At 35.7% G+C, this 13,488-nt stretch carries 18 protein-coding genes; 9 read left to right on the top strand and 9 right to left on the bottom strand.

Annotated elements, in window-relative coordinates:
- Positions 1 to 109: 109 nt before the first annotated feature.
- The 5 genes from hemC (at position 110) to IJF99_RS00480 (ending at position 3,959) form a co-directional block, all read left to right on the top strand.
- Positions 110 to 979 carry a hydroxymethylbilane synthase gene (gene hemC, locus IJF99_RS00500; protein ID WP_292790605.1) on the top strand — a complete coding sequence of 290 codons (870 nt, stop codon included), beginning with the start codon at positions 110 to 112 and terminating at the stop codon, positions 977 to 979.
- A 14-nt stretch (positions 980 to 993) separates the two neighbouring features.
- Positions 994 to 1,950, top strand: a complete 957-nt coding sequence (locus IJF99_RS00495) for a Gfo/Idh/MocA family oxidoreductase (RefSeq protein WP_292790603.1) — start codon at positions 994 to 996, stop codon at positions 1,948 to 1,950.
- Positions 1,951 to 1,959: 9 nt separating this feature from the next.
- A complete protein-coding gene (locus IJF99_RS00490) occupies positions 1,960 to 2,571 on the top strand; it encodes an orotate phosphoribosyltransferase-like protein (protein WP_292790600.1) in 612 nt (203 codons plus the stop codon).
- A 77-nt stretch (positions 2,572 to 2,648) separates the two neighbouring features.
- The gene (locus IJF99_RS00485; RefSeq protein WP_292790597.1) at positions 2,649 to 2,996 is read left to right on the top strand and encodes an HIRAN domain-containing protein; all 348 of its coding nucleotides are present in this window, start codon (positions 2,649 to 2,651) and stop codon (positions 2,994 to 2,996) included.
- Between the two features lie 33 nt (positions 2,997 to 3,029).
- Complete coding sequence (locus IJF99_RS00480; RefSeq protein ID WP_292790594.1) at positions 3,030 to 3,959, top strand: DUF6569 family protein; 930 nt, start codon at positions 3,030 to 3,032, stop codon at positions 3,957 to 3,959.
- Here the strand turns inward: IJF99_RS00480 and IJF99_RS00475 are convergent.
- From IJF99_RS00475 to IJF99_RS00445, 7 genes are all read right to left on the bottom strand, one after another.
- Positions 3,942 to 5,615 carry an N-6 DNA methylase gene (locus IJF99_RS00475; RefSeq protein ID WP_292790592.1) on the bottom strand — a complete coding sequence of 558 codons (1,674 nt, stop codon included), beginning with the start codon at positions 5,613 to 5,615 and terminating at the stop codon, positions 3,942 to 3,944. The genes IJF99_RS00480 and IJF99_RS00475 overlap by 18 nt on opposite strands.
- Entirely contained in the window at positions 5,612 to 6,175 is a 564-nt protein-coding gene (locus IJF99_RS00470) for a restriction endonuclease subunit S (protein WP_292790589.1), read from the bottom strand. The genes IJF99_RS00475 and IJF99_RS00470 overlap by 4 nt, the downstream gene beginning before the upstream one ends.
- 76 nt (positions 6,176 to 6,251) lie before the next feature.
- A complete protein-coding gene (locus IJF99_RS00465) occupies positions 6,252 to 6,596 on the bottom strand; it encodes a hypothetical protein (RefSeq protein ID WP_292790586.1) in 345 nt (114 codons plus the stop codon).
- 340 nt (positions 6,597 to 6,936) lie between these two features.
- Positions 6,937 to 7,500 carry a tetrahydromethanopterin S-methyltransferase subunit A gene (mtrA, locus tag IJF99_RS00460; protein ID WP_292790583.1) on the bottom strand — a complete coding sequence of 188 codons (564 nt, stop codon included), beginning with the start codon at positions 7,498 to 7,500 and terminating at the stop codon, positions 6,937 to 6,939.
- Positions 7,501 to 7,566: 66 nt separating this feature from the next.
- The gene (locus tag IJF99_RS00455; protein WP_292790581.1) at positions 7,567 to 7,857 is read right to left on the bottom strand and encodes a hypothetical protein; all 291 of its coding nucleotides are present in this window, start codon (positions 7,855 to 7,857) and stop codon (positions 7,567 to 7,569) included.
- Positions 7,858 to 7,940: 83 nt separating this feature from the next.
- Complete coding sequence (locus IJF99_RS00450) at positions 7,941 to 8,459, bottom strand: nitroreductase family protein (protein WP_292790579.1); 519 nt, start codon at positions 8,457 to 8,459, stop codon at positions 7,941 to 7,943.
- Between the two features lie 206 nt (positions 8,460 to 8,665).
- Positions 8,666 to 9,085 carry a cupin domain-containing protein gene (locus tag IJF99_RS00445; RefSeq protein WP_292790577.1) on the bottom strand — a complete coding sequence of 140 codons (420 nt, stop codon included), beginning with the start codon at positions 9,083 to 9,085 and terminating at the stop codon, positions 8,666 to 8,668.
- 332 nt (positions 9,086 to 9,417) lie between these two features.
- On the opposite strand from IJF99_RS00445, the gene IJF99_RS00440 reads away from it, so the two are divergent.
- Together IJF99_RS00440 and IJF99_RS00435 are read left to right on the top strand one after the other, a co-directional pair.
- A complete protein-coding gene (locus tag IJF99_RS00440) occupies positions 9,418 to 9,708 on the top strand; it encodes a hypothetical protein (protein ID WP_292790574.1) in 291 nt (96 codons plus the stop codon).
- Positions 9,709 to 10,602, top strand: coding sequence for a tetratricopeptide repeat protein (locus IJF99_RS00435; RefSeq protein ID WP_292790571.1), 894 nt, complete (start codon positions 9,709 to 9,711; stop codon positions 10,600 to 10,602).
- A 22-nt stretch (positions 10,603 to 10,624) separates the two neighbouring features.
- On the opposite strand, the gene IJF99_RS00430 is transcribed toward IJF99_RS00435, so the two are convergent.
- Positions 10,625 to 11,023 (bottom strand): PaaI family thioesterase, encoded by a 399-nt coding sequence (locus IJF99_RS00430; RefSeq protein WP_292790569.1) that lies wholly within the window; start codon positions 11,021 to 11,023, stop codon positions 10,625 to 10,627.
- A gap of 47 nt (positions 11,024 to 11,070) precedes the next feature.
- Between IJF99_RS00430 and IJF99_RS00425 the strand changes: the two genes are divergently transcribed.
- On the top strand, positions 11,071 to 11,553 hold the full coding sequence (locus tag IJF99_RS00425; RefSeq protein WP_292790566.1) for a GNAT family N-acetyltransferase: 483 nt from the start codon (positions 11,071 to 11,073) through the stop codon (positions 11,551 to 11,553).
- Entirely contained in the window at positions 11,550 to 12,086 is a 537-nt protein-coding gene (locus IJF99_RS00420) for a DUF2115 domain-containing protein (protein ID WP_292790563.1), read from the top strand. Before IJF99_RS00425 ends, IJF99_RS00420 begins: the two co-directional genes overlap by 4 nt.
- A 9-nt stretch (positions 12,087 to 12,095) precedes the next feature.
- Here IJF99_RS00420 and IJF99_RS00415 read toward each other — a convergent pair whose 3' ends face one another.
- Positions 12,096 to 13,487: an MFS transporter gene (locus tag IJF99_RS00415; RefSeq protein WP_292790560.1), complete on the bottom strand. Its 1,392-nt coding sequence runs from the start codon at positions 13,485 to 13,487 to the stop codon at positions 12,096 to 12,098.
- Position 13,488 lies beyond the last annotated feature (1 nt).

Below are 13,488 nucleotides of genomic sequence, written 5' to 3'. Positions count from 1 at the left end.
GATTCCAAAAAATTGAAACATTTAATATATATTAATTCTAATATCTAATATTGTAACAAAATTATAGGCCATGGCCTATAAAAAAAATTTTAAAAAATGGAGATAATTAATGATTGTTGGAACTCGTGGAAGCCAATTAGCTCTAGCCCAAACAAAACAGGTTTGCGCTGATTTATCTAAAATAACTGGCGAACCTATCGATGTGGAAATTATCAAGACAAAAGGAGATAAAATAACCACATCCCAATTATATAATATGGATTCAAAAGGCCTTTTTACCAAGGAATTAGATATTGCCCTTTTGGAAGAGGAAGTTGACTTTACCGTGCACAGCTTTAAAGATTTGCCTACCGAACTGGATGAAGATTTGGAAGTTGTTGCTGTTCCAAAACGTGAATCTCCAAATGAAGTTCTGATTTCTAAAAAAGACTGGGACGATTTGGGTCCGGGTTCCAGACTTGGAACAAGCAGTCTTAGAAGAGAAGCATTCTGCAATCATTACAATAAAGAGTTTGAACTCAAACCTATCAGAGGAAACATCGAAACCAGAATTCAAAAAGCGCTGGACAGTGATTTGGATGCAACCATCATGGCCCAGGCAGGCCTTAAAAGATTAAATCTGACAAAATACATTAAGAACGTATTTCCGCTGGATTATATCACCCCACCTGCAGGCCAGGGGGCATTGGCAATAATCACAAGACGAGACTCCGACAAGAAGGATTTGATTTCAAAACTGAATGATTTCATTTCAATGCAGGAAGTTTTTGCAGAAAAAAAAGTGTTAGAGGAACTTGGCGTTGGCTGTCAATGGCCAATAGGTGCAATAGCACGCATGAAAAATGATGAATTTAATATTTATTCAATATTACTAACTAAAGAAGGAGAAATCCTTAAAGAACACAGAGAAAAAGGATCTGTAAAAGATGCGGTTGAACTTGGCGGTCGCATCGGAAGGATTTTTGAGGATTATGTTTAAACGGAGGAATTAGATTGAAAACTATAAACGTAGGAGTAGTCGGCGTGGGAGCGATGGGTGAAAACCATGTTCGTGTTTACCACAAAATGGAAGAAGCGAATTTAGTTGCTGTAAGTGATGTAAGTGAAAGGGCACTTAAAAAAATCGAAAAGAAATATGGTGCTAAAGGTTTCACTGAATACAGTGAACTATTGGAAAATCCGGAAATTGAAGCAGTGAGTGTATGTGTACCGACAACATTTCACCATGCGGTCGTAATGGAAGCCATAAAACACGGAAAACATGTTTTGGTTGAAAAGCCAATTGCATTCACTGTTCAGGAAGCTGAAGAAATGATTGCCGCTGCTAAGGAAGCCGGCGTTTTGCTTGCAACCGGACACGTCGAACGATTCAATCCTGCTGTTCAAAAAGCCAAAGAACTTATTGATGACGGAGTTATTGGAGATGTAGTATCCGCCTTTGCAAAAAGAGTAGGACCACTCCCACCAAGAATTAAGGACGTTGGTGTTTCAATAGATTTGGCCATTCACGATTTGGATATTATGAATTACCTGTTTGAAGAGGAAGTTACCCAGGTTTATGGTTCAATGAACTGCAGTTTTGATGACAGCGAATTCGAAGACCATGCCGAAATTATGGTTAACTTTGACAATGAATCCACAGGAATTGTTGAAGTGAACTGGTTAACCCCATACAAACGTAGAGAATTGGAACTTACAGGAACTGCAGGAATCATATCTGTAGATTACATCAAACAGAGCATTGAAGTGTTTGGTAAATTTGCTCAAGACATCCAAATCAAACACGAAGAACCTCTTAAAAGTGAATTAAAATCATTCTTAAATGCAGTGATGAATGGAGAAGAACCGGAAATAACTGGTGAAGATGGATTAAAGGCTCTTAAAATGGTTATTGCTGCGAACAGATCCTCTAAAGAACATAAACCAATTAGTTTTGAAGAACTTAAATAAGGTGATAATGTGAAAGAAAAATTAATCGCAAAGGCTCAAGAACTCAGACAACACGGATTTACCACTGGTGAAATTGCTGACGAATTAAATGTCAGCATGGATACTGCAAGATGGCTGACTCTCCAAAAAGCAACCGAAGAGAAAACAGAAGCCCCAGTTGACTTTGCTATAAACTGGAAAAGCATTGGTGGAAACTCAACTCGTTTAAGTTATGTTTCAGGCGCTTTAAGTGATATGGCATTGTCACATGGTGAAGTCGATACAGTTGTCGGTGTTGCAGTCAGCGGAATTCCATTTGCAACCGTAATGGCTGATTTAATTGAAGACATGAGCGGAGAAGACACTTCATTAGCTATTTTCCACCCTCATAAACACAGAAAAGACAGTGATGAAAGTGATGACGAAGGGACAATAAGTACTAATTTCGGCAGTGTCGATGGAAAAAGAGTTGTTATTGTTGATGATGTAATTACAAGTGGAAAAACTGTAAAAGAAGTTATCCACACTGTTAAAGACCTTGGTGGAGAACCTACCTGTGTTACAGTATTGATCGATAAAGCAGGACTTTCTGAAGTTGAAGGCGTTCCTGTCGAATCCCTAATTAAAGTAAGTAGATTATAATCTACTACACTTTCTATTTTTTTAAAACACCACAGTATTAATACAAAATGAATATAAAATAGATATAAGGTGAGAACATGTTCATTACCATAATCGCATTTAAAAATTTACACGGCGAAAATCCCTTTAAATTAAATGGAATAATCAAATTAGTCAAAGAACCTGACAACAAATACGATACAGAAGCAATAGCCTGTGAAATGAGATACTTTGGGAAAATAGGTTATGTAGCAAACAGCACAAATACAGTCATAAAAGGTTGTATGAGCTCAGGCCGTGTTTTTGACAAGATTGAAGACGAATACTTCGCCAAAATCAAATTCATAACAGGCAATACTGCAATAGCTGAAGTATTATCTTCAGACGAATACATAGCTGAGATTGAAAACCCCGAAAGCGATGTGCATTATTTGACTCACGGCTGAATTGCATTAAAAGCACCGCATAGGAATGATAATATGATAGCCCTTGGCAATGATATTGAACTTTTAGAACCTCAGGTACATGAGAACCTTGCAATAATTCCCCTAAAAACTGAAAGATTATATATTGATGTATTAACCCTTAAGAAAGGTCTGGAATTGGGATTGGCTGAAGTTAAGGAATGTGAGCACTCACAGGTCAACACTTTAATTGTTAAAAACCATGCGGTTACCCCACTGATTCTAATCGATGGTGAAGAAGTGGTGGGAGGAGACCAGAACCGTATCGTCAATGCAACCATTTTAATTGATGCCAGCAGTGAGATGAAAATTCCCGTAAGCTGTACCGAGCAAGGCAGATGGGGTTACATAGATGAATTTAAACAATCTGACTATATTGCAAATTATAATACTAGAAGAGCTAAGGAATATGCCTCAAGAAGCAGTGCTTCCTATCAGGATGTTATCTGGACATCAATCAAGAAATTAGAATTTGAGAATTCCTTTGCCTCACATACAAGTGCAATGGAAGAAAGCTATGAAAACCTAAAAGTTGACCACAACAAGATTGTAAAAGAATTTAAAATAATTCCTGAGCAGAATGGTGTTTTAATTATTGTAGATGGAGAGATCAAAGGTTTTGAATTGTTCCTGAACCCTGAAATCTATAGGGAATTTCATGAAAAAATACTGAAAAGCTATCTGATCGACTCCAAAATGGAAAATAAAACATTTGCAATAAATATCGATTCCGCAAGGGAAGTTATCAACAATGCCCTTGGTTCGACATTTGAAAAAAAGCAGAACAATGGGCTTGAAGAGGCTTTTGAATTTGAAAATTCAGACGGCCTTGGAACTCTCTGCACATATCAGAATAAGATTCTGCACTTATCTTACTTCAAGAAATTAGAAGATGCAACAATGGATGAGCCTAATGAAGACGTCTCATTAAAATCTAATATTTAATTCATCCATCATCTTTTCAATTTTCTTATTTAAATCTCTGATATTCGAATCTATATCCTGTTTTTCAATTACCAATTCATCAAGAGAAATAAATTCCCCTTCAAATGTATCAACATAGCGGGAAACAGACAGATTGAAATTATTGTCTTCGATTTCATCCACTGAAACTAAATTAGAGAATTTGGGCAATGATACCCTGTTAATGAATACCCTCTGCATTTTTTCTATAGTTTTATCATCCAGAATAAGGTTTCTTCTGAATAACCCGGGATAGGCCACGCTGCTCTTTTGTGTTTCATAGCTTGCGGACATGTCCATGAACAGAATATCTTTATCGGCCTTATTTTTTCTGAATACTATTACGACTTCCGGTCTTGAGCGATTAATATCATTTGGGATTCGGATAATGGTGTCGATGAAATTTTTCTTGTAGGTCAGGTATTTCCTGAGAATCTCAAGGGAATTTTTAAACAAGAAATTTTCAGAGATGCTTATTGCCATTATTCCATCATCCTTAAGGGAATCTATTAAATTGAGAAGGAATAAAAACTCGCTGTCTCGAAGCGGCTCATACTGACCTTTAAAATCAATGTTTAAATCAGTTTCGATGCTGATTTTGTCAACGAGATTTTCAAGAGCATTATTGAGCTCGTCATCTATTTTGAATGAATCCTCATCAATGCCGAAGTTTTTCAGCAAAATGTCCTCAAGTTCGCTGCGTTTACTTCTTTTTGAAATTTCCATGCTCTGGTTAATATTTGATGAATAATAATTTTTAATGGCGATTGGAATTCTTGACAGCACCACATCGAAAGAAGCTCCGTTAATATCTACTGAATCCAATGCATCTTCCTGTCTTAAAAATACATTATTGAATGACAGGTTGTTGATGAAGAATCTGACAATTGCATGAAGATAGTTCAATTTGCTGACATCCTTACCATAGCAATAGGTTAAACTGTATTCCAGTTCATCCCTCAATTTCATAATTGTGCTTCCATCTTTTATGAACGGGTCATATGCACTTTCAATTGTTTCCTTTTCGCTTAAAACTAATTTGGCCAGTATCTGTGTGATATAATCAGGATTTGAATTGACATGACTTAGTCTGGATGCTGAAATTATATCAAATATGTCGCTGAACTCCAAATCCAAGTCGAAGATATCGAATTGGGAGATCAGATATATGATTTCACAGATATTCCGTGTAACTTCACCGTCATATTCATAGGTGTCTATCTCATTGTCGATAGTCATGAACAGGTCATCGAAATATTTAAGATTGTGGTATTCCTTGCTGAATAATACGTTTTCCGGAAATATCTTTAGAAAATCCGGAAGAAATCCAGGTTTCATGTAATTGTTGGTGACAACTTCATCAATGAACGCATCGGACTTTTTAATATAGAATCCATATAATTTTAATGCGTCAAAAGTTATTATCTCCTGATAAGCAGGGTTTTTATAGGATTCATCAATGGTCAGCTCCTTATCTTTCAGCTCCAGGGATAAAAAGTCTTTTATGTTATCTGAACAGTATTTGTACAGGAATGTGTAAAGGATAATGTAGTCGATTTCCCTAGGGAGTTTCAATCTCCTTGATTTAGACATCAACTGTTTTAGGATGGCGTAGTTTGTCGGTTTTTTATCTTTCATGGACTGTCACCCCATAAATCGTTCAGTATTGCCTCCTTGAGGTGTCTATCATATTCAACTTGGCGCTGGTCTTCAAATATCTTTTCGTTGATGGTGTTTAAAAGTTCCCCGTATTTGGTCTGTGTTTCTAAATCCGGAATGGTGAGTTGCAGTTGTTTAATTTCCTTAAGGGATGTGTGAGGCAGCTTGCCGCTACCTCCAAGTTCATGGAGTTGTTTTTCAATGTGCGTATTTGTCAGCAGATGTGCAATGAATTCCGGGTCATAACCTTTTTCAAGTCTTATTATTGCGATTCTATCGCTAATTATCAGGTTTTCCTGTTTGACGCAAACAACGTCATAAGGATATGTCATTTTCATCAGCACGTCGTTTTTCTTAGTGAAATACCTGTCTTTAAAGTTATCGTTTAACTTTACATCTTCAAAATCAGAAAGTATTCCATCTCTTTTTATGGATCTTTGTACAATTACTTTGAATTTTTCTCCATCGTCATCTAAATAACGCCTATACGAGAGTCCGGATATAACTTCCGCTATATCATTCAGTATTATTTTTTGCATTTTTATCCCTTCAAGAAATTTACAATGGGAATGGTGGTTGAATGAGCATTAGTTTTGGTGGTGAGCCAAAACTAAGCTATTGGTATAATCCAGCTACATCATCGAGCAGTGGTGTTTCATCAGAAATTTCTGATGGATCGATTTTTTCGGCTGAAACTCCGCCGATTACTCCTACGCTTTGAATATTATCTTTTAAAACGGCAGTTGATGTGATTCCTGGTCCTTGTGGCGATAATACAAACAAATCCAGGAAGGTTTCATCTTCGCCAACAATGAATGCAGGTTCGATTGCCTCGGATGCTTTTGTTTGGACTTTGATTAGGATATGTTTGGCTTCGTTTTCCCCTTCAATACCAATTTCTTTTCTGATTGTTTCGTCTAAGTCTTTGACTTTTTCGCTCCAGTTAATTTTTGCGTTCATATAATTACCTCTCTTATTTTTTTATGTTTCACCTTAAAAAACAATGGTGTGGATTTTTTTGTAGTCAATGCATTTTTTTAAAAGTTATGCTCTTTATAATAATACGTTGACTTTCATAGTATATAAACTTAACTAGTTTAATTATATTTTTTAAAAAATTACAGTTTACAAACTGTAAAATAATATGTATCCTAACTTATATATAAAGTTTTTGTATTTTTTAAAAAAATGCAAAAAAGTGAAGGTGTGCCAATGCACACAAACTAAAAAAAATATAACTGTAATTCTTAAAATTAAAAAAAAAAGTAAATGAAATATTAAAAAATAGAATGGGAGGCATTTAAGCCTCATCTTTTTTCTTCTTATCTTTCTTGTCAACGATGACTAATTTTTGTTCTTCTTCATCGACTTCCATGACAATAGGGTCCGCTTCAAGTGCACCAGGATCCTTTTCAACACATTCATTGATTTTAGATTGAATTGCTCCAATATCTTCCGTATCGATTAAGTCAATAATTTCCAATTGTTGCTGGAATCTTTCAATACCGTCGAGAGGAACATTTTCAACGAAAGGAATAGCTCCAGTGGCACCGATGATTTTCTTTTTATCCGGATCTGCTCCGTTGTCGTATAACGCTTGGATACTTTGACCAGTGATGTGGCCTTGCACTTCAGCACCAGCCAAAATCAAAAATCTAATATTCGGATTAGATATGATGTTCGCTACAACTTTTTCAATACCTAAGTTTTCTGTTTTACATGGTCCTGCAATAGCTGCTCCAGACAATTCAGCTTCAATGTGAGAAGCAAGAGTAGTTACTGCAACTGGACTTTCTGAATCTCCTACAATATAGTCACCACTAATTACGGGCCAACCATCTGCAGGCGCTTTTTTATCAGCCATGTTTGATTCCTCCTATTGTATAATTGAATATATATAAATGCGTATTTAAATATTTTGAATTTCAAATCAGTAGTACAATTCTGAAGGTTTGCCTATGTATTCAAAGTCATCCTTGTTTTTCAAATATTTAACGCCGATAACTTTTCCATCAGAAAATTTTGTAACAACACTCATCCCGTCATTAACATCAATGAGGATCAATTTGGTGTTATTCTCACCAGCAGCTTCTATTTTTATTATATTGTCATTTTGAAGAAGATTGGCGTCTTCAAAGTCATTGCTGATATCAGTTGAATACCAATGTTGCGGCAATTTGACCCTTATGTCCAAATCATCCAATAAATCCTTAACATGCATTTTCAATTGCCTCCCTATTTATATATAAAACTTTATTTACAGCATTAATAAACATTTTGTAACTTTTCAAGGGTGTAAAGTAACTAAACTAAAAAGTGTATCTTGTTTTTATCAATATCATCCAAAGTATGAGCCTTAGGAATATCATTAGAATGGCCCAATGCCATAATTCCCACTATCCTGTAATGCTCATCTATTTTTAATATATCACGAACGATTTGCTCTGAATCCTCACCATCCTTATCCCTTAAATGGATTTGAACCCAGCAGCTTCCAAGTCCCAGCTCAGTTGCCATCAAATGCATATATGTTAAGGCAATTGATGAATCTTCAATCCAAGTGTCCGCAACCATAGCATCACCAACAACCACTATGGCTTTATCTGCACCCTTGATTAAGTCAGCTCCATGATTCTTAGATTTTGACAATGCATCCAATGTCTCTTTTCTTTCCACAACCATGAAATTGCATGGTTTGCGGTTCATGCTTGTGGGTGCGAGAAGCGCGGCCTGCAATATTTTGTCAAGTTCATCTTTTGCAACAGGTTCATCTGTGAATTTTCTTGTACTTCTTCTTTTAAGCATTACATCAATAAGTTCCATTTTTATCACTGTGAATATATTTCTAAAGAAATGTTTAAAAAATTAATTGTTGATATGGCCTTGCTGAAAAAAAGATGTGTGAAAATAAATTCCCCCAAGGATATTTGAAGGTGGCTCTAATTAAAATAAACAATCATATGATAAATAATGATTTAAGCAATCGGATTATAAAAATAAAAGAAGAAAAAAATAGTGGGAATTATGATTTACAAAGTATTGTAATATTCATCGCTTACAGGTTCCAGCCATTCAGCAGAGATGTTGGTTCCTTCAACTTCAACGGCAATATGGCTAAACCAGGAGTCCTTTTGAGCCCCATGCCAATGTTTGACATTAGGTTTAATTTCGACAAGCATTCCCGGATTTAATTCAATAGGATCACTTCCCTCTTCCTGGTACCATCCTTTACCTGCAACACAGATCAATATCTGTCCGCCTCCGGATTCCGCATGATGGATATGCCAATTGTTTCTGCATCCCGGTTCAAAAGTCACATTTGCAACAAACAGCAGATTATCCTCAAAATCGACCAAAGGATTCAAATAGGATTTTCCAATGAAAAATTCCGCAAATGCATCGTTGGGACTGCCCTTTCCAAATATGTTCTTTGCATCAAAATCAGACATGATATCACCAAAACAATAATTGTTTACTATTGCAACAATTGATAGTTTTAAAAAAAATCGAAGCTGCGGCAGAGCAACTTCGAAATGTTATTTTTCACGACTTGTTAATCAGTCACTTAATAATTATTACTTTTATAGTTTATAAATTAGATGGTTTTTTTGAAATTCACAACAAAATTCCGGAAAAATCCTGAATTTTCGGAAATAAAAACAATATTTAAAAAAGCTTAAAATTAATAAAAACAATGAAATATTGCTTTATTTACATAATAGATAGATTTAAAAAGTATTAAAATAATATTAAGTTAACAGAAAAAGAATAGGTGAAAAATATGCGAATTAAAAGCAATATTCAGATTGAAGATATTTCACGTTTGATAGAAATAGCTGAAATTTATAGTATTACAAACCAAAAGGAAAAATCCAAAGAATATCTTGAAATTGCAGTAAAAATCTGCGAAAAATTCCCAAAAAATGAGGAAATGCTGCAATTTAAAATCCACTCCCTAAACTTATTGAACAAACCATACAAATCCTTAGAAACAACAAACGAACTACTAAACTTAAATCCATATAACTTTTCAGCATTAATCAATATTGCAGCCTACCTGAGAGGTCATTAGATGTTAAACAGAAATTCAACAGAAAAAATGTTCAAAACCGCGGAAGAATTCCTAAGAAACAACGAATATGAAGAAGCAAAGAAAATTTATCTGAAATGTCTTGCACTCGAACCCGACAATTTAAATGCCCTGAATAATCTGGCCCAGATATACAGCATTCTTTGTGAAGATATAAAAGAGAAGGGATACAGTGAGATACTTCTAAAGGAATGTGACAAGCAGCTAGAATGCGAGGCAAACGAAACTGTTCTGATGTATAAAGCCAACGCTTTAATCTCATTGAAGCGATTCGATGAATTAAATGAAACACTGGATGAATTATTGAAACAGAACCCGAAAAACATGATCGGACTATTTCAAAAGGCACATCTCCTTGAAAAAACTAATCAAAATATGAAAGCCATCGAATATCTTGACAGAATCCTAAATGAATCCCCCTACAACATTCCGGGACTGCTTTCAAAAGGCAGAAATCTTGTAGAGCTGGGCGAATTTGAAAAAGCGGAAGAATACTATAACCTTGTTTTAAAAATCGAAACGAAAAACGTTGCCGCAGTCAATCTAAAATCAAAACTACTCAAGAGGAAATTGAATACAGATATTACTCCACATGATTTTATGCAAAAAGCCCTCGATTTTTGGGAAACGGATGATTTTGATTCATCAGCTGAACTTTTCAAAAAAGCTATTGACCTCAACCCCGATTATGATGAAATCTGGTTTGCCCAGGGAGAATTGTTCATCCGCATGGGCAGAATAAACGACGCAATCAATTCATTTAAGGAAGCCTTCAAACTCAATCCGAATAGCGGAGGCATTGAAAAACATGAAGAATTCTTTAAGCTACTCAATAAAATGAGATGGATTAATAAAGTTCTCGGATATGAAAAATAGAGGTGTTGATACCTCCAACAGTTCATAATTTAAAACCTGTGCCTACAAACTGTGCAACATCTCGGCCAGTATCATCAGACACATTGACAATTACAATTGATGATGTGCGGCCGCTTTTACGGCATGTGGCCTCAGCAATAATTTTTTCTCCTTTGGGAGCAGATAAATAGTTTATGCTTACTTGCTGAGCTACTGTTAACTGATGGATTTGATTTGAAAGAACAGCGAAAGCAAAATCCGCTAAGGTGAATATTACACCTCCCATCACTCCTCCGTAAGCATTCTTATGGTCATCTGTTATTTTTAATGAACAAACTGCCTTATCTTCTGTCAATTCGTCTAATGTTGCTCCTGCATTTACTGCAAACTTGTCTTTGTAGAAAAATTCTCGTGCACTTTCAATTGTTTCATAATTAACCATAATTACACCAAATAATTATTTATTCATTCAATATAATAAATTATTATATGAGAGATTTAACCTTTAAGATTGCACAAAGGCAAGACGCTCCACTGATTTTAGAATATATCAAAAAACTCGCAGACTATGAAAAAAGATTGGATGAGGTTATTGCAACTGAAAAAGATATCGAAAAATGGGTTTTTGATGAAAAACAGGCGGAAGTAATATTTGCATTATTGAATGATGAAGTAATCGGCTTTGCATTGTATTTCTTAAGTTTTTCGACATACATCGGAAATGTGAATATGCATCTGGAAGACCTTTTCATTGAACCAGAATATCGTGGAAACGGATATGGGAAATCAATGCTGAAAGAACTTGGAAAAATCGTTCTTGACAGAGGTTATGGGCGTCTTGAATGGACATGTCTCAGTTGGAACAAGCCAAGCATTGATTTTTATCTAAATATTGGCGCTGAAATGAAGGACTGGGAACTGTTCCATTTTAAAGGGAAATCTTTAGAGAAATTTGTGAAGGAACAAAAATGACTATCTACGATGATTTTAATGACATTTCCATATCTGAAGACGGCATTTCAAAAACAGGGCTTTTGGATATCTTGAAGAAGTATTCAGAATCAATATCCGTCTTTGACTTGATGCAGATTACCGGCGAAATGATGGAAGATGCAAAGTATGTTCAAAAGAACTATCGCAAAAAAAGCCATGAGGTCTATGTTAAGCATTTCCTCATGCGCATCAATGACGTAAAATCAGATGATGAGGAATATAATGGAATTATAGATAAGGAGGATTTCATTGACTCCATTTCAAGACTAAAATCATATCAGTTGGAAGAATCAAAGACTTTTAAAAGCAAATTCCCCCTAATATATACCATCATTTCACTTTACACCACCTATATTCTGGAAGAACCTATTCATCCGGTAGGCACTCCTTTTCCAGGGTCGTTATATGTTGAGGAAAAGGATGGGGTTTACTATTGTCCAGTTAAGGATGCGAATCTTGAGTCACCAAACGCCGTTTGCAAAATCTGCATCGCTGAACAATTAGAGTTTTAAGGAATCAGATTACTGATCCCTTTTTGTATTAAACTCATCTTTTGAACGTATTCCCACAAGTGAGGCAAATATTGCAAGAACACAAGCTACGGTACAGATTAAACAGATTGTCTGTGATGCCTGAACAATCATGCCTGCATATTGTGGATCCAGTTTTAGACTGCCCATCACCCAAGCGAATATCAATGTTAAAAGTCCCAAACTCATGGTTTGGCCTATTGTCCTCATTGTTGCCTGTGAAGCGGATGCGGTTGGAGCATACTTCGGCGGGACTGAACTCATAATCGCGTTCATATTCGGACTTGAGAATAAACCCATACCAATACCCTGTAAAATCATAGCCAATATAACAATATAAAGTGGAGTATCTCCATTCAGGAATGTTAATATTGCCAATGCAACTGCTGCTATTCCTATACCCACTGCCGCAAGTTTTTGAGGATGTATCCTATCTGACAACTTACCTGCATTAGGCGCCATTATGGCCATGATGATCGGTGTAATAATCAATATTGAACCTGACATTTGAGCATCCCAGCCACGCACATATTGGAAATGATAATTTAGAATTGTGGTAACTACCATTATTGCCAGATAACTGCACAATGCCGCAACATTGGATGATGTGAATTTTGCATTCTTGAATAATTTCATGTTGAATACCGGCGAGGATTGTCTTAACTCATATGCACCAAAGATGCATAATATTATAATACCGACTATTGTTAAAATAACCCCCTGCGTATTCACTAATGAGGTAAAACCGTAAATGAATGTTAAAATACCGATTCCCCATAAAATTGAACCTATCTTATCGATTGGCTGACCTTCATATGTTTTCCATTCTTGCGGGATTTTTGCTGCCATTAATGCAATGCATAATAATAAAAATGGAATTATGAAGTAAAACATTGATCTCCAACCGAGATTATGTACTAAAAATCCGCAAATAACCGGAGACAGTGATGTTGCAAGATAAACTCCTGTTACTGTAAAACCAAGAGCCTTCCCACGGTTTTGCGGTTTTACTGCCTGAACCACCATCGCCATTGCTGATACATTTAAAAATGCTACGCCTGCCCCCTGAATAATTCTAAAAACCAAAAATGATTCGGTTGAAAATGACAGAACCGCACCAATGGATCCTGCTAAAAATACCAGGATTCCTGCAAGAAGTGATTTTTTAACTCCGAATTTACCTGAAATTTGGCCTGCCGGAACGGTGAATACCGCTACGACCAGGAAAAATATTGTTGGAATCCAATTTTGGATTACGTTATTCATTGCAAAGTCTTGTGCAATAGCAGGAACACCGATAATTATCCCATTTGATAAAAATACTGCAAAAAACGATGTAATGAATGATACAAATACTACAATTGCTTCAAAATCTAATTTCATT

Origin of the sequence: Methanobrevibacter sp. (assembly GCF_017406825.1) — an archaeon.
In the GTDB taxonomy this organism is placed as follows: Archaea; Methanobacteriota; Methanobacteria; order Methanobacteriales; family Methanobacteriaceae; genus Methanocatella.
This window is presented reverse-complemented; position numbering and strand designations above follow the sequence as displayed.